This is a genomic window from Streptomyces albidicamelliae (assembly GCF_025642175.1).
GTDB classification, from domain to species: domain Bacteria; phylum Actinomycetota; class Actinomycetes; order Streptomycetales; family Streptomycetaceae; genus Streptomyces; species Streptomyces albidocamelliae.
Genome location: NZ_CP106795.1, coordinates 6,110,257 through 6,126,893 on the forward strand (window position 1 = coordinate 6,110,257; position 16,637 = coordinate 6,126,893).

General features: G+C 73.0%; 13 protein-coding genes. 10 read left to right on the forward strand and 3 right to left on the reverse strand.

Annotated elements, in window-relative coordinates; genetic code table 11:
* The first annotated feature begins 101 nt into the window (after window positions 1-101).
* On the forward strand, window positions 102-815 hold the full coding sequence (locus tag N8I86_RS27945) for a class III extradiol dioxygenase subunit B-like domain-containing protein (protein ID WP_073897752.1): 714 nt from the start codon (window positions 102-104) through the stop codon (window positions 813-815).
* A 110-nt stretch (window positions 816-925) separates the two neighbouring features.
* Here the strand turns inward: N8I86_RS27945 and N8I86_RS27950 are convergent, their stop codons facing one another.
* Together N8I86_RS27950 and N8I86_RS27955 are read right to left on the reverse strand one after the other, a co-directional pair.
* Window positions 926-1,210: an antitoxin gene (locus tag N8I86_RS27950; protein ID WP_073897749.1), complete on the reverse strand. Its 285-nt coding sequence runs from the start codon at window positions 1,208-1,210 to the stop codon at window positions 926-928.
* Window positions 1,211-1,248: 38 nt separating this feature from the next.
* Window positions 1,249-1,542, reverse strand: a complete 294-nt coding sequence (locus tag N8I86_RS27955; protein ID WP_263278967.1) for a hypothetical protein — start codon at window positions 1,540-1,542, stop codon at window positions 1,249-1,251.
* Between the two features lie 184 nt (window positions 1,543-1,726).
* On the opposite strand from N8I86_RS27955, the gene miaA reads away from it, so the two are divergent.
* The 6 genes from miaA to hflX all read left to right on the forward strand — a co-directional run bounded on the left by miaA (window position 1,727) and on the right by hflX (window position 10,128).
* Window positions 1,727-2,665 carry a tRNA (adenosine(37)-N6)-dimethylallyltransferase MiaA gene (gene miaA, locus N8I86_RS27960; protein ID WP_073897745.1) on the forward strand — a complete coding sequence of 313 codons (939 nt, stop codon included), beginning with the start codon at window positions 1,727-1,729 and terminating at the stop codon, window positions 2,663-2,665.
* A gap of 107 nt (window positions 2,666-2,772) precedes the next feature.
* On the forward strand, window positions 2,773-3,351 hold the full coding sequence (locus N8I86_RS27965) for a hypothetical protein (protein WP_073897743.1): 579 nt from the start codon (window positions 2,773-2,775) through the stop codon (window positions 3,349-3,351).
* A gap of 64 nt (window positions 3,352-3,415) precedes the next feature.
* Entirely contained in the window at window positions 3,416-4,285 is an 870-nt protein-coding gene (gene dapF, locus N8I86_RS27970) for a diaminopimelate epimerase (protein WP_073897741.1), read from the forward strand.
* Between the two features lie 284 nt (window positions 4,286-4,569).
* Entirely contained in the window at window positions 4,570-6,759 is a 2,190-nt protein-coding gene (locus tag N8I86_RS27975) for a RelA/SpoT family protein (RefSeq protein WP_263278968.1), read from the forward strand.
* A 219-nt stretch (window positions 6,760-6,978) separates the two neighbouring features.
* A complete protein-coding gene (locus N8I86_RS27980; RefSeq protein ID WP_073897737.1) occupies window positions 6,979-8,481 on the forward strand; it encodes a M1 family metallopeptidase in 1,503 nt (500 codons plus the stop codon).
* 156 nt (window positions 8,482-8,637) lie between these two features.
* A complete protein-coding gene (gene hflX / locus N8I86_RS27985; RefSeq protein WP_073897735.1) occupies window positions 8,638-10,128 on the forward strand; it encodes a GTPase HflX in 1,491 nt (496 codons plus the stop codon).
* Window positions 10,129-10,197: 69 nt separating this feature from the next.
* On the opposite strand, the gene N8I86_RS27990 is transcribed toward hflX, so the two are convergent.
* On the reverse strand, window positions 10,198-11,421 hold the full coding sequence (locus N8I86_RS27990) for a trypsin-like serine peptidase (protein ID WP_185091621.1): 1,224 nt from the start codon (window positions 11,419-11,421) through the stop codon (window positions 10,198-10,200).
* A 379-nt stretch (window positions 11,422-11,800) separates the two neighbouring features.
* Here N8I86_RS27990 and N8I86_RS27995 point away from each other — a divergent pair, with 379 nt between their 5' ends.
* From N8I86_RS27995 to N8I86_RS28005, 3 genes are all read left to right on the forward strand, one after another.
* Complete coding sequence (locus N8I86_RS27995; protein WP_263278969.1) at window positions 11,801-13,291, forward strand: diaminobutyrate--2-oxoglutarate transaminase family protein; 1,491 nt, start codon at window positions 11,801-11,803, stop codon at window positions 13,289-13,291.
* A 274-nt stretch (window positions 13,292-13,565) separates the two neighbouring features.
* Window positions 13,566-15,596 carry an IucA/IucC family protein gene (locus tag N8I86_RS28000; RefSeq protein ID WP_263278970.1) on the forward strand — a complete coding sequence of 677 codons (2,031 nt, stop codon included), beginning with the start codon at window positions 13,566-13,568 and terminating at the stop codon, window positions 15,594-15,596.
* Window positions 15,597-15,677: 81 nt separating this feature from the next.
* Entirely contained in the window at window positions 15,678-16,448 is a 771-nt protein-coding gene (locus tag N8I86_RS28005; RefSeq protein WP_073897729.1) for a GNAT family N-acetyltransferase, read from the forward strand.
* Window positions 16,449-16,637: the final 189 nt, after the last annotated feature.

Genomic DNA, 16,637 nt, shown 5'->3' on the forward strand with positions numbered 1-16,637 from the left:
ACGCGGGAAGCGCGGAGTTCGTGCGCCGGTACCGCTTCCCGTCCACCTGGCAGGAGCCGGACCCGGCGCCGACCGGCCACTGACGGCGTACGCTGCCGATCATGCTTGTCGCCGCCGCAGTCTGTCCCTGTCCGCCGCTGCTCGTGCCCGAGGTCGCCGCCGGCGCCGCGCCCGAACTGGACGCGGCGCGCGCCGCGTGCGCGGACGCGCTCGGCGTGCTCGCCGCCGCCCGCCCGGATCTGCTGGTGGTCCTCGGGCCCGCCGAGCCGAGCGGGCGCGGTCCGTTCCCGCAGGGCACCCCGGGCTCCTTCCGCGGGTTCGGGGTCGACGTGGCCGTCCGGCTGGGCGCCGCGCCGGAGACCGTCCCCGAGCGGGAGCTGCCGCCGTCGCTGGCCGTCGGCGCCTGGCTGCTGGAGCGGACCGGCTGGGCGGACGCCCCGATCGAGGGGCTCGGCATCGGCGAACCGCTCGCGCCCGAGCGGTGCAACGAAGTGGGACGGGAGATCGGCGCCCGGGCCGGACGGGTGGCGCTGCTGGTGATGGGAGACGCCAGCGCCTGCCGCTCCGTCAAGGCACCGGGTTACCTCGACGAGCGGGCGGCGCCCTTCGACGCCGAGGCCGCGCGGGTGCTGGGCGCCGCGGACGTGGCCGGGGTCCGGGCGCTGGACGCCGAGCTGGCGCAGGAGCTGAAGGCCGCGGGCCGCGCCCCCTGGCAGGTCCTGGCGGGAGCCGCCGAGGGCGCGGACCTCGGCGGGAACCTGCTCTACGAGGACGCGCCCTACGGCGTGGGATACCTGGTCGCCACCTGGTCCTAGCGGACACGCCGGACGGCCGGGAGCCGTTCGGCTCCGCGGCCGTCCTTCGGTCGTCCTCGGCCGCGGCACACCCTCGGTGCGCCCGCCGGGACGATCATCGTGCTGCCGGTTCAGGAGGTCGGCGGCGGGCCTTCGGGCCGGGTGGGAGTCATCGGGTCGGTGGGGGCCGCCTTCGTGGGCGTGTCCTCCTTGTGCGCGAGGCGGTCCATCGCCTCCTTCGCCTTGCCCGTGCCCGCGTGGATCTTCTCGCTGTACTTGCCCTTGGTCCGTTCGTCGACGGCCTTCGCGGCCTTGTCGATACCGTGCTGGACCTTGCCCCCGTGCTGACGCGCGAGATCCGACACCTTGTCCTTGGCCGGCGCGAGCTTGGCCTTCACGTTGTCCATCAGACCCATGGTCCACCTTCCCTCACGGACCTTCCCTCACGGGACAGTCACCTGCGGGCGCCGTCGCCGGCCTCGCTGTCGGCGGCCTCCTCGGCGGACTGCTGCTTGGGGATGCCGGTGCTCTGGGAAGCGTCGTCCTCCGTACCGGCCTCGATCCGTGCCGGCACGTCCTCACGCTCCTCCTCGGCCGAGCCCCGCGCCGCCGCCGGTTCGGCTCCCTTCGCCTCCGCCGACTCCGCTACCGCCTCGGCCTCGTCCGGCTCGCGACCGGCCGGGGCCTCGGCGGCCGACGGCTCCTGCGTCGTCTTCGACCTGCCGAGGAGTCGTGCAAACACGCCCATATCCACTCCATACGGTACTCGTGCGGGGGAATTCCCGCGTCACCCGGTGCGTAGGGTTGCGCCGCCCGGGTCACCGCCTCCCACAGTCCGGGCGGGCGGCACCTCGCCACGGGCAACGACCCGGTTCACGCGCCGTCACGTAACTCGATCGAGAGCCCGTCCGGAGGTTTGCGAGACTGGTGCGGTGAGCAGTGCATCCGTCGCCCCGCGCGTCATCGCCGTCGTAGGTCCCACCGCGGCCGGAAAGTCCGATCTCGGCGTCTTTCTGGCCCAGCAGCTCGACGGCGAGGTCGTCAACGCCGACTCGATGCAGCTGTACCGGGGGATGGACATCGGCACCGCCAAGCTGACGCCCGAGGAACGCGGCGGCATCCCGCACCACCTGCTCGACATCTGGGACGTGACGGTCACCGCCTCGGTCGCCGAGTACCAGAGACTGGCCCGCGCGCGGATCGACGCGCTGCTCGCCGAGGGCCGCTGGCCGATCCTGGTCGGCGGCTCCGGCCTGTACGTCCGCGGGGCGGTCGACAACCTCGAGTTCCCGGGCACCGACCCCGAGGTCCGGGCGCGGCTGGAGGAGGAGCTCGCGCTGCGCGGTCCCGGCGCGCTGCACGCCCGCCTGGCCGCCGCCGACCCCGAGGCGGCCCGCGCGATCCTGCCGAGCAACGGCCGCCGTATCGTCCGGGCGCTCGAGGTGATCGAGATCACCGGCCAGCCGTTCACCGCGAACCTGCCGGGGCACGACTCCGTCTACGACACCGTCCAGATCGGCGTCGACGTGGCTCGTCCTGAACTGGACGACCGTATCGCCCGCCGGGTGGACCGGATGTGGGACGCGGGCCTCGTGGACGAGGTGCGCGCGCTGGAGGCGCAGGGGCTCCGCGAGGGGCGCACGGCGTCGCGTGCGCTCGGTTACCAGCAGGTGCTCGCGGCGCTCGCGGGGGAGTGCACCGAAGCGGAAGCGCGGGCCGAGACCGTTCGTGCCACCAAGCGCTTCGCGCGCCGGCAGGATTCGTGGTTTCGGCGGGACCCCCGTGTGCACTGGCTCAGTGGGGCCTCGGCGGACCGCGGGGAACTGCCGCAGCTGGCCCTGACGTTGGTCGAACGACCGGTCACAGCCTGATCACGTGATGGCATCGGGATGCGCCGCCGGTCATCCCGGCCTTCGGCGCCGTGCCATCATCGAGCTTCGATCGACCAAGTGGAGCCTAGTTGGGAGGGCGCGTGGCGATGGAGGCCGGCCCTCGCGACACCGCGCAAAGCGCCGAGCACGTCACCACTGAGGGTGACGGCCGGGAGCACATCGAGGACCGTCCGACCGGAGATCCTCTGACCGGAGATCCACTGACGGACGACCGTCTGGCGGAAGACCCTCTGGCCGAGGACCGTCTGGCCGACGACGGACCCGACGAGACGCCCGGCGTCGTCACCGCCGACGGGCCGTCGCCGGAGGAGATGTACCCGGGCGGCCCGGAGGTCGAGGTCGAGCTGCGCCCGCAGCGCAGGCTGCGCATCTGGCAGCTCGCGCCCATCGTGGGGCTCTCCGCCGTCGGCTCCCTGATGTTCGCCTTCCCGCTCGCCTTCGACTTCGGCGACAGCGGGGCCGTCATCGCCATGCTCGGCCTGCTGATCTGCTCGTGCGCCGCCGGCTGGGGCATGATGGCCGCCCGCCGGGTGGGCTACACCTGGCCCGGTCTGCCGCCGCGCGGCTCCGGCCGCCGCTCCGACTGGCGGGTCGTCCTCGGCTACGTCCTGCTGGTCGCGGTGGTCGTGGTCCTCGCCGTCTGGCGTGTGGCGAGACTCCGCTAGGAGCGGTTCCCCCGGCCCGCGCCTCCGTCGGCCCACCTGCGGAGCACTCCCGTACGATCGAGGAATGAGCACGCGGATCGCCTTCCTCAAGGGTCACGGCACCGAGAACGACTTCGTGATCGTCCCGGACCCCGAGAACGCCCTCGACCTGACCCCGGCCGCCGTCGCCGCCCTGTGCGACCGCCGGGCCGGCATCGGCGGCGACGGTGTGCTGCACGTCGTACGGTCCGCCGCGCACCCGGAGGCCCGGGCCATGGCCGCCGAGGCGGAGTGGTTCATGGACTACCGCAACGGCGACGGCTCCGTCGCGGAGATGTGCGGCAACGGCGTCCGTGTGTTCGCGCGCTACCTCCAGCACGCCGGACATGTGACCGAAGGCGACCTCACGATCGCCACGCGCGCGGGCGTGAAGTCCGTCCACCTCGCCAAGGACGGTGACGTCACCGTCGGCATGGGCAGCGCCCGCCTCCCCGAGGGGGACGTCACGGTGAGCGTCGGCGAGCACAGCTGGCCCGCCCGCAACGTGAACATGGGCAACCCCCACGCCGTCGCCTTCGTGACCGACCTCGAAGAGGCCGGCCGGCTGCTCGACCCGCCGCCGGTCAGCCCCGCGGGCACCTACCCGGACGGGGTGAACGTCGAGTTCGTCGTCGACCGCGCCCCCCGTCACGTCGCCATGCGCGTGCACGAGCGCGGATCCGGCGAGACGCGCTCCTGCGGCACCGGCGCGTGCGCCGTCGCCGTGGCCACCGCGCGGCGCGACGGGGCCGACCCGGCCGTCACCGGCACCCCGGCGACGTACACCGTCGACGTGCCCGGCGGACGCCTGGTCATCACCGAGCGGCCCGACGGGGAGATCGAGATGACCGGACCCGCCGTGATCGTCGCCGAGGGCGAGATCGACGCCGAATGGCTGGAAGACGCCGTCCGCTGAACCGGCCGTACCGGAAGACCGGCGGCCCCGCCCGCACGGACCAGCACATACTCACGGCCGCGGCCGTTCGAAACCCCGGCCGACTCAAGGGCACTTGGCGTAAATCCTAAACCTCGGCGCGGTCGCTCGAATGGGTGATCCGTTTCACGCTCGCCCGGAGGCGGTCGGTCGGGCGTGTTGGGCTCGGTAGCATCAAGCACCGGCACGGACGGGGGAACGTCGCCATCCCTGAGCCTCGTACGCCCTTGGGGCCCCGTCCACCGGTCCACGAGCCGGAGGTGCCCATGAGTGCGGAGGCCACGAACCCTGCGACGCCTGGCCCGGTAGCGCCCGCGGCGCCACAGGCGCTGACGCCGTCCGTGGCGCCCACGGCGGCCCGCCGGAAGTCCCGGCCCCGGATCGATCTGCGCCGGCTCGGCCGCGTCGCACTGCTCGGCCCCGCCGTCCGCGGCAGACTGCCCGACGCGATCAGCCATGTCGCGGACGCGCACCGCGCCCACCATCCCGACGCCGACCTCGAACCCCTGCGCCGCGCCTACGTCCTCGCGGAGTCCTCGCACCGCGGCCAGATGCGCAAGAGCGGGGAACCGTACATCACGCACCCGCTCGCCGTGACCCTCATCCTCGCGGAACTCGGCGCCGAGACGACGACACTGACGGCCTCGCTGCTGCACGACACGGTCGAGGACACCGATGTGACGCTGGAACAGGTGCGGGAACAGTTCGGCGAAGAGGTCCGTTATCTCGTCGACGGCGTCACCAAACTGGAGAAGGTCGACTACGGGGCGGCCGCCGAACCCGAGACCTTCCGCAAGATGCTCGTCGCCACCGGCAGCGACGTGCGCGTGATGTCGATCAAGCTCGCCGACCGCCTGCACAACATGCGCACCCTCGGCGTGATGCGCCCCGAGAAACAGGCGCGGATCGCCAAGGTCACCCGCGACGTCCTCATCCCGCTCGCCGAGCGCCTCGGCGTGCAGGCCCTCAAGACCGAGCTGGAGGATCTGGTCTTCGCCATCCTCCACCCCGAGGAGTACGAGCACACCAGGGAGCTCATCGCCGGGAACGCCGCGCGCGAGGCCGACCCCCTCGCCGAGGTCGCCGAGGAGATGCGCGGTGTGCTGCGCGAGTCCGACATCCAGGCCGAAGTCCTCATCCGCCCCCGGCACTTCGTCTCCGTCCACCGCGTCGCCCGCAAGCGGGGGCAGCTGCGCGGCGCCGACTTCGGCCGGCTGCTGGTGCTGGTGGGCGAGGACGCCGACTGCTACGGCGTCCTCGGCGAACTGCACACCTGTATGACGCCGGTCGTCTCGGAGTTCAAGGACTTCATCGCCGTACCCAAGTTCAACCTCTACCAGTCGTTGCACACGGCCGTCGCCCGGCCGGACGGCCAGGTCGTCGAAGTCCTCATCCGTACCCACCAGATGCACAAGGTCGCCGAGGCGGGTGTGGTGGCGCTGGGGAACCCGTACGCCCCGGGCGCCGACGACCCGGCCGACGGCGAGCGCGCCGACCCCACCCGGCCCGGCTGGCTCTCCCGGCTCCTCGACTGGCAGCAGGCCGCCCCCGATCCCGACACCTTCTGGTCCACGCTGCGGGAGGACCTCGCCCAGGACCGCGAGATCACCGTGTTCCGCCCCGACGGCGGCACCCTCGGCCTGCCCGAGGGAGCCACCTGTGTGGACGCCGCCTACGCCCAGTACGGCGAGGACGCGCACGCCTGCATCGGCGCCCGGGTCAACGGCCGCCTCGCCACGCTCAGCACCGTCCTCAAGGACGGCGACACCGTCCAGCTCCTGATGGGCCAGGACCCCGCCTCCGAGCCCTCCCGCGAGTGGCTGGACCATGCCCACACCCCGGCCGCCCGCATCGCCATCCAGCGCTGGCTCGCGACCCATCCCGGGGACGACGCCGGGACCGGGGAGGCGAGCGGCACCCGCCCCGGGCGGCAGGAGGAGGCGGCTCCCGCACGCCCCACCGGCGCGCCGGCCGAAGCCACCGGTCCCGCCGACACCGTCGCCGCGTCCCGGCCGCGAGGCGCCGACGTCCTCGCGGAGCTGCCGGGCGCCTCCGTACGGCTCGCCCGGTGCTGTACGCCCGTGCCGCCCGACGAGATCACCGGCTTCGCGGTCCGCGGGGGAGTGGTGACCGTGCACCGCGCGGAGTGCGCGGCGGTGGCGCCCATGAAGAGCCGGGGGCGTGCGGAGATCGGCGTGCGCTGGGGAGACACCGCCGAATGCCGGGTCACGCTGGTCGCTGAATCGTTCGGGCGCCCCCATCTGCTCGCCGATCTCACCGAGGCGATCGCCCTGGAGGGCGCGGAGATCGTCTCCGCCACGGTCGAACCGCCCAGCCAGCAGCGCGTGCGCCACACGTACACCCTCCAGCTCCCCGACGCGGCCCGGCTTCCGGGCCTGATGCGCGCCATGCGGGACGTGCCCGGGGTGTACGACGTCGGCCGGGCCCAGCACTGACAGGCGCGCGCCGCGCCGGCCCGGCGAGGTGACCGAAGGCCGGGTCCGGACCCGCGACATGCGGACCGCAGGGCCGGGTCCGGGCCCGCGGCAGGGTGACCGGAGACCTCGGCCCGGGCGCCCGGCATGCGGCAGGAAGGACCTCGCTCCCCAACCCGTTCGGGTGGGTCGGATGCGCGGCTCCGCCGTAGCGCCCGCGGCCACTGGTAGCCGTGGTCCATGCTGCTCACCCCTCGCCTTCGGTCCAAGCCCCGGATCACCCGGCACCGGAAGGCGGCCCTGCTCGCCTCCGCCGTCTCCGTCTGCCTCGTCGCCGCCGCGGCACCGGCCGAGCCCCTGGGCGTCGGCGACCGGCTCTACCCGTACCTGGGCAATCCCGGCTACGACGTTGCCTCGTACGACCTGAACCTCACCTACCCCGGCACCAACGACAAGCCGCTGCAGGCCGTCACCACCATCGACGCCTGGACCACCGCCGACCTCGACCGCGTGAACCTCGACTTCGCCCACGGCACCGTCCAGAGCGTCGAGGTCGACGGACGCCCCGCCGACTTCAGCACGGCCGGCGAGGACCTGGTCGTCACCCCGGCCCACTCCCTGCACAGGGGCCTGTGGACCCGGATCACCGTCCGGCACACCAGCGATCCCGTCGCCGGCAAGGACCAGGAGGGCGGGTGGGTGCGCACCACCGACGGCCTGGCCATGGCCAACCAGGCCGACGCCGCCCACCTGGTCTTCCCCTGCAACGACCACCCCTCCGACAAGGCGATGTTCACCTTCCGGATCACCGCGCCGAACGGCTGGACCGCCGTCGCCAACGGCCTGCCCGCCGGAGCGGACCGCGTCGGGACCACCACCACCTGGACCTACCGCACCCAGCACCCCATGGCCACCGAACTCGCCCAGGTGTCCATCGGCCGCTCCGCCGTGGTGCGCCGCCAGGGACCGCACGGCCTGCCCGTCCGGGACGTCGTGCCCAGCGCCGACCGCAAGACCCTCGAACCCTGGCTCGCCAAGACCCCCGGCCAGATCGCCTGGCTGGAGGACAAGGTCGGCAGGTACCCGTTCGAGACGTACGGCGTGCTCATGGCCCAGGCGTCCACCGGCTTCGAGCTGGAGACCCAGACCCTCTCGCTGTTCGAGAAGGAACTGTTCACCGAGCCCGCCTACCCCAAGTGGTACGTCGAATCCGTCATGGTGCACGAGCTGTCCCACCAGTGGTTCGGCGACAGCGTCAGCCCCCGCACCTGGTCCGACGTCTGGCTGAACGAGGGCCACGCCACCTGGTACGAGGCGCTGTACTCGGAGGAGACCGCGAAGCGGCCCATGGTGGACCGCATGAAGGCCGCGTACGGCGCCTCCGACCGCTGGCGCCAGTCCGGCGGCCCGCCCGCGCTGCCCAAGGCGCCCGTGCCCGGCGAGAAGATCAGCATCTTCCGGCCCAACATCTACGACGGCGCCGCGCTCGTGCTGTACGCCCTGCGGCAGGAGATCGGCCGGCCCGCCTTCGAGCGGCTGGAACGGCTCTGGGTCCAGCGGCACCGGGACTCCACCGCCACCACCGCCGACTTCGTCCGGCTCGCCTCGGCCGTCGCCGGCCGCGACCTGAGCGGCTTCTTCCAGGCCTGGCTGTACGGCGAGAAGACCCCGCCCATGCCCGGCCACCCCGACTGGAAGAGCGCGCCGCCCGACCGGGCCGCCAAGGCGCACACCCGGCGATAACCCGGTGACGAGACGTGCCGTCCCGTGCGACCATCATCGGGTCGGCGCCGCACGGGACACGGGAATCTCCCGGGGTACCCGAGCGTTGGACACCACGAGCGGCCCGGGTACCTCCCGGACACGCCGTAACGGCATTCCCATCGACGTAAGGATCCAATGACCTCCTCTTCTTCCCCTTCCCAGGACACCCAGCGCCTCGCGCACGCCTATCCCGAAGGTCTTCGGGCCGATGCCCTGATGGAAGAGGACGTCGCCTGGAGCCACGAGATCGACGGCGAGCGTGACGGCGACCAGTTCGACCGTTCCGAGCGCGCCGCCCTGCGCCGCGTGGTGGGACTGTCCACCGAGCTGGAGGACGTGACCGAGGTCGAGTACCGCCAGCTCCGTCTGGAGCGGGTCGTGCTCGTCGGCGTGTGGACCACCGGAACCGCCCAGGACGCCGACAACTCCCTCGCGGAGCTGGCCGCCCTCGCGGAGACGGCGGGCGCGCTCGTGCTCGACGGCGTCATCCAGCGCCGCGACAAGCCCGACGCGGCCACCTACATCGGCTCCGGCAAGGCCGCCGAGCTGCGGGACGTCGTCATCGAAACGGGCGCGGACACCGTCATCTGCGACGGTGAGCTGAGCCCCGGCCAGCTGATCCAGCTGGAGGACGTGGTCAAGGTCAAGGTCATCGACCGCACGGCCCTGATCCTGGACATCTTCGCCCAGCACGCCAAGTCCCGCGAGGGCAAGGCGCAGGTCGCGCTCGCGCAGATGCAGTACATGCTGCCGCGGCTGCGAGGCTGGGGTCAGTCGCTGTCCCGGCAGATGGGTGGCGGTCGCGGCGGCCTCGCCACCCGTGGTCCCGGTGAGACCAAGATCGAGACCGACCGGCGCCGGATCCGCGAGAAGATGGCGAAGATGCGCCGGGAGATCGCGGACATGAAGACCGGCCGCGAGATCAAGCGCCAGGAGCGCCGGCGGAACAAGGTGCCGTCCGTCGCCATCGCGGGCTACACCAACGCCGGCAAGTCCTCCCTGCTCAACCGGCTCACGGGCGCCGGTGTCCTGGTCGAGAACGCCCTGTTCGCGACCCTGGACCCGACCGTCCGCCGCGCGGAGACCCCGAGCGGCCGCCTGCACACGCTGGTGGACACCGTCGGCTTCGTCCGGCACCTGCCGCACCACCTGGTCGAGGCGTTCCGCTCCACCATGGAGGAGGTCGGCGACTCCGACCTGATCCTGCACGTGGTGGACGGCTCGCACCCCGTCCCGGAGGAGCAGCTGGCCGCCGTGCGCGAGGTGATCCGGGACGTCGGCGCCACCGACGTGCCCGAGATCGTCGTGATCAACAAGGCGGACGCGGCCGACCCGCTGGTCCTCCAGCGGCTGCTCCGCGTGGAGAAGCGCTCCATCGCCGTCTCGGCCCGCACCGGCCAGGGCATCGAGGAACTGCTCGCCCTGATCGACGACGAGCTGCCCCGCCCCTCCGTCGAGGTCGACGCGCTCGTGCCGTACACCCACGGCAAGCTCGTCGCCCGCGCCCACACCGAGGGCGAGGTGATCTCCGAGGAGCACACCGCGGAGGGCACCCTGCTCAAGGTCCGGGTGCACGAGGAGCTGGCGGCGGACCTGGCGCCGTACGCGCCGGTCTCCGCGGCCTGACCCGGCACACCACGAAGGCCCGCCACCCCCTCGGGGCGGCGGGCCTTCGCTCTGTCACGGCGGACGGTGCTACCGCCCGGCGAACTTCTTGCTGACCGAGTCGTACACGCCCTTGGCCACGTCACCCAGCCGGGGACCGGCCAGCCAGCCCGAGCTGACCGGGCCGATGCTGGTGTTGGACACCAGCGCCGGCTTGCCGTCCGCACCCGTCTCCACCCAGCCGCCACCGGAGGAGCCACCGGTCATCGTGCAGCCGATCCGGTACATCGTCGGATCCGCCTTGTCGATCGACAGCCGGCCCGGCTTGTCCTGGCACTGGTACATCAGCTGACCGTCGAAGGGAGCCGCCGCCGGATACCCGGTCGCGGTGATGCCCTGCACCTTCGGCACGGCCGGTGCGTCGAAGTTCACCGGCAGTGCCCCGCCGACGGTCTCCTCCAGCGACTTGCCGTCACTGCCCTGCTCCGGCGTCACATGGATGACCGAGAAGTCGTACGACGCTCCGTTGCCGCCCGTCTCGCCACCCTCGTCGATCCACTGCTGCGACGTCTGCGCGGCGTCCGCCCACCAGACACCGTACGGAGCGACCTCCGCCCGGCCGACGCCCTCCAGCTGCGCGGCCGACTTGCCCGCGTTGTTGTACGACGGCACGAAGGCGATGTTGCGGTACCAACCGCCCTTCTTGCCGGCGTGCACACAGTGCCCCGCCGTCCAGATCATGTTGGACTTGCCCGGGTGCGCCGGGTCCTTCACGACCGTCGCCGAGCACACCATGGTGCCCTCGGGAGCGTCGAAGAACACCTTGCCCGAGGTGGCGGCACTGGTGTGGTACGGCGGCGCGACGGCCTGCGCCTTCACCGGCTGCGGCGTCGGGTCCGTGACGCCCTGGTCACCGGAGATGTCGTTGTCGTCGACGCCCTTGTCCGGGTCGTCGGCGTCGCGCATCCGGTCCGGGTCCCACAGACCCTTGATGATCGGGTTGATGAAGTCGTTGGCCTCGCGCAGCCAGTCTTCCCTGTTCCAGTTCTGCCAGGCGCCGTTCTTCCACTTGTCGACGTCGATCCCGTGCTCCTTGAGCCTCTCCTTGAGGTCGTCCGGGATCTTGATCTTTCCGTCGCCGGTGCTCGCCGCGGTCGCGGAGGCGGTCGGCTTGCCGTCGGCCTTGTCGTCGCCGTTGCAGGCGGTGGCGGTCAGCGCCAGCGCCGAGACGAGGGCGACCGCCGCCAGCGCGGGGGAGGTACGTCGGCTGCCCCTCCCTCGCCGAGCGGTGAACGGCGGCCGTATGGATCGCATGGTCTGGACTCCCCCTGTGGTGAAGGAACTCGGCGCTTCGGCCGTGCCACCGGCGATGAACCCCCGGGGAGTTCACGCGGTCCCACGGCCAACTGGGAACGGCATCACACACTATGCGCTCGCTGTGGGGGACTTCCCACGGATCGGCAACGGTTCGGCTACAAGCCGTCTGACCTGGCCAACCATTACTGGATCTTTCGACTTGACGCCTCCTCATCACCACGCCGCTCCCGACGGCGGACCCGGGGTCCGGCGAAAAGGACTTCGAATCAGGCCGTAACCCGTAGAGCGGTCGGCGGTTGTAGCGGTGGGGGGCCCGCTGCCCAAGTCCGGTCCCCGCCGTCAACACGCCTCTGAACAGCGGGGAGGACCACGAGCTGTGTCCGTTACGGAGTCGGTGGCCGAAGGGCTGCCCGGACGAGCGCCGGCCGTGCACGAAGGGATCCTGCGGCGTCAGTCGGCGCGCGAATCCTCGGCGCGCACCTACGCCCGGGCGCTGCCCATCGTGCCGGTCAGGGCACGAGGACTCACCATCGAGGGCGCCGACGGCCGCCGCTACCTCGACTGCCTCTCCGGCGCCGGCGCCCTCGCCCTCGGCCACAACCACCCCGTGGTCCTGGAAGCCGTCCGCGGGGTCCTCGACTCCGGCGCCCCCCTCTCCGTCCTCGACCTCGCGACCCCGGTGAAGGACGCCTTCATCACCGAGCTGTTCCGCACGCTGCCGCCCGGTCTCGCCGGACGTGCCCGCGTCCAGTTCTGCGGCCCGGCCGGCACGGACGCCGTCGAGGCGGCCCTCAAGCTGGTCCGGGTCGCGACCGGCCGCACCGGCGTCCTCGCCTTCACCGGCGCCTACCACGGCATGACCGCGGGCGCTCTGGCCGCCTCCGGCGGCGCCCCCGACGTGCAGGTGACCCGCCTGCCCTATCCGCAGGACTACCGCTGCCCCTTCGGCATCGGCGGGCCGGGCGGCGCCGAGACCGCCGTCCGCTGGACCACGTCCCTTCTCGACGACCCCAAGTCGGGCGTCCCGCTGCCCGCCGGGATGATCCTCGAACCCGTCCAGGGGGAGGGCGGGGTGATCCCGGCACCGGACGGCTGGCTGCGCAGCATGCGCCGGATCACCCAGGACCGGTCCGTCCCGCTGATCGCCGACGAGGTCCAGACCGGAGTGGGCAGGACCGGCGCCTTCTGGGCCGTCGAACACAGCGGCATCACCCCGGACGTGATGGTGCTGTCCAAGGCCATCGGCGGCAGCCTCCCCCTGGCCGTGATCGTCTACCGCGACGACCTCGACGTCTGGCATCCCGGCGCCCACGCGGGCACCTTCCGCGGCAACCAGCTCGCCATGGCCGCAGGCACCGCCACCCTCGCCCATGTCCGTGAGAACGGCCTCGCCGCCCGGGCCGCCGACCTCGGCTCCCGCATGCTGACCCGGCTCCGCGACGACCTCGGTCACCTCGCGTGCGTGGGGGAGGTGCGGGGCCGGGGGCTGATGATCGGCGTCGAGCTCGTCGACCCGGAGGCGGACGGCTCCGCCCCGGCCCCCGTGTCCGCGACCGCCGATCCGTCCGCGACCGCCGATCCGTCCTCGGCACCGAGCGGCCCGGAGCCCTTCCGCACCCCGCGCCCGGCGGCGCCGGCTCTCGCTGCGGCCGTCCAACGGGAATGTCTGCAAAGGGGGTTGATCGTCGAACTCGGCGGCCGTCACTCCGCCGTGGTCCGGCTGCTCCCTCCGCTGACGATCAGCGACGAGCAGGCGGCAGCGGTGCTGGACCGGCTGTCCGACGCGGTGGCGGCGGTGGCCCGCGACCACACCCTCCACGATCCACGTCACCCCCGTTACCACGGCCCGGCCCGGCGCACCGGCTGAGCACCGGGCACCCTCCGCCGCCCGCCCCTGACAGCGGGCGCGGACCCCGTCCGCGGTGATCACGCCTCACCACACCCTCACCCCCTTCTGGAACCACCGGCCCGACACCGAATCCCGTGACCACTCCGCAGCCATCCCGCCCAAGCCCGCCCACCGCCGGCCGACGCGGCCCCCGACTCCGCCCCGCCGGCGGTCGCCTCTGGCGCGGACGCCGACCGAGCGGACGCCGGGTACGGCCCGGCATCAGTCCGCCCCCGCACCCCGAGGAGCCGTCATGACCGACACCCCCCATCCGGACGGCCGCTCCGGTGCTCCCGACGAGCAGGGAGACTCCGGCGCCCCGAACTCGCCCGTCCCGCTCGCGGAGTCGGTGCCCCAGCAGAAACGGCGGAGCGTGTCACTGACGCGAGTCGCGGAGCCCGGCACCGATCCGTTGGAGGACCCCGATCCCGGCACCGCCGCCCAGGCCGCCGCCGTGGAGAACCTCCTGCGGTGCTGGGTCCGCGAGACCGACCTGCCCGCCCCCACGATCGGCACCCTCCTCGTCCCGCTGCCCGCGAGCGGCGCCTCACTGACCGTCCCGGTCCGCTACTGGTCCCCCACCGGATGGCACCGATTCGGACCACCCCGACTCACCGGCGCACCGCCGACCGCCCCTCCCGTCGACGCCGTCACCCTCGCGGCGTTCCTCACCCGGGAGACCGCCTGGGCCGCGGACTGCCCGCCCCCGGGCGCCGGCGCCCCCACGGCGGCGGCATCCCCGCCCGCGCAGGTTCCCCCCGCGGACGCGGCAGGCCGGCCCTCCCCGTCCGGAACCTCCCACGCGGGCCACGGAAACGGTGGCGACCTCGTGGCCAGAGTGGCCGACTCCCTCCGCCGCACCGCGACCTTCATCGGCGACCGGCGCGCACGCCCCGCCGGCACCCCCGACCTCTTCCTCGACGCCGAGCAGGCCCTCCTCCTCGGACACCCCCTGCACCCGACCCCCAAGAGCCGGGAAGGCCTGACCGAGGCCGAGGCCCGCCACTACTCACCCGAACTACGCGGCTCCTTCCCCCTGCACTGGATGGCCGTCGCCCCCTCGCTGCTCGCCACCGACTCGGCCTGGACCGAACGCGGCCGGCCCGTCTCCGCCGGCCACCTCACGCGACGCCTCGCCGAAACCGCTCTGCCCCTGCCCGACGGCTACACCGCCCTCCCCCTGCACCCGTGGCAGGCGCGTGAGGCACGGCACGACGCACGCGTCGCGGCACTGCTCGACGCCGGACTGCTCCACGACCTCGGGACCGCCGGCCCCGCCTGGCACCCCACCTCCTCCGTGCGGACCGTCCACCGGACCGGGGCGTCGGCGATGCTCAAGCTGTCGCTGGGCCTGCGCATCACCAACTCCCGGCGCGAGAACCTCCGCAAGGAGCTGCACCGCGGAGTCGAGGTGCACCGGCTGCTCCGCACCGGCCTGCTCAAGCAGTGGCAGGCCGTACACCCCGGCTTCGACGTCGTCCGCGACCCGGCCTGGCTCGCCGTCGACGACCGGGACGGACGGCCCGTACCCGGACTCGACGCGCTGCTCAGGCACAATCCGTTCGCCCCGACCGACGACGTCGCCTGCGTCGCGGGACTCGTCTCGCCCCGGCCGCACCCCGAGCCGGACACCGAGTCGCCGCTGCCGCACACCGCCGGCACCATGCGGTCCCGCCTCGCCCTGCTCATGGCACGGCTGGCCGCGCGCACCGGGCGCCCCGTGGGAGCCGTCGCGGCGGAGTGGTTCCTGCGCTACCTGGAACAAGTCGTGCGCCCCGTGCTCTGGCTGGACAGCGAGGCCGGTATCGCCCTCGAAGCCCACCAGCAGAACACCCTCGTCCTGCTGGACCGCGACGGCTGGCCCACGGGCGGCCGCTACCGCGACAACCAGGGGTACTACTTCCGCGAGTCCCGGCGGGCCGAACTGGCCGCCCGGCTGCCCGGCATCGGCGAACGCAGCGACACCTTCGTCCCGGACGAGGTCACCGACGAACGCTTCGTCTACTACCTCGCCGTCAACAACGTGCTGGGTCTGATCGGCGCCTTCGGCTCACAGCGTCTCGCCGACGAGCGTCTGCTGCTCGCGGCCTTCCGCCGCTTCCTCGCCGACCTCCACTCGGGCCCCGGCGCACTGCGCACCTCCCTGCCCGGCCTCCTGCTCGACCCACCCGTCCTGCGCTGCAAGGCCAACCTCCTCACCCGGCTGCACGGCCTCGACGAACTCGTCGGCCCGGTCGACACCCAGTCCGTCTACGTGACCATCGCCAACCCCCTTCAGGCCTGAGCCGCGCCCACCACGACGAACCGCCCCGCCTCCCGCACTTCCGAGGACCATGACCCACTCCACCTCCTGAGAGGAGCGCCCGTGCCTCCCACCGGCGCGAACGCCGACCGGGGATCCGTCCCCGCCGACCCGGGCCGCACCGGCCCCCGAACTGCATACGCCCGCACCCGGGCCGCCGTGTTCAGCCGGTTCGCCGTCGAGGACGACGACGCGGACAGCGAGGACACACTGGACCTGCACCTGCCCTCCGAGTTCGTCGCGTTCTTCCGCGCCGGAACGCCCGGCCTCCTCGACCGGCTCCACACCTGGGGGCCGGTCGACACCCCCGTCGGCTCCTTCCATCTGGTGCCCGTGCGCGTCGCACGCGACCTGCCGCTGATCCACGGCTGGATGAACGACCCGGCCGTCGCTCACTTCTGGGACCTGGCCGGACCCACCGAGCGGATCGAGGACCATCTGCGGACCCAGCTCGACGGCGACGGACGCAGCGTGCCGTGTCTGGGCGCGCTGGACGGCACCCCGATGAGCTACTGGGAGATCTACCGCGCGGACCTCGATCCGCTGGCCCGCCGCTATCCGGCACGACCGCACGACACCGGGGTCCACCTCCTCGTCGGCGACGCCGAGGACCGCGGGCGGGGGCTGGGGTCCACCCTGCTCAGGGCCGTGGCCGACCTCATCCTCGACCGGCGCCCCGCGTGCGCTCGTGTCGTCGCGGAACCCGATCTTCGCAACACCCCCTCCATCGCCGCGTTCCTGAGCGCCGGCTTCCGGTACGCGGCCGAGGTCGACCTGCCCGACAAACGGGCCGCCCTCATGGTCCGGGACCGCAACCTGCGCGGTGTGCTGTAGCGCCCTGTGACAACGAGCGCCCTGTGATGACGCATGCGCCGGCGGTGCGGCGGCCCACCCGTCAGTCCGTAGGGTCCGCTCGTCCCGTCCCGCCGGTTCCCCGTGCTCGCCCTCTCCCGCCGCCCGTCCGCCCCGACCCAGGAGTCCGGCCGTGATCCCGCCCCCTCTCCTCATCGTGATCGCCCGTTT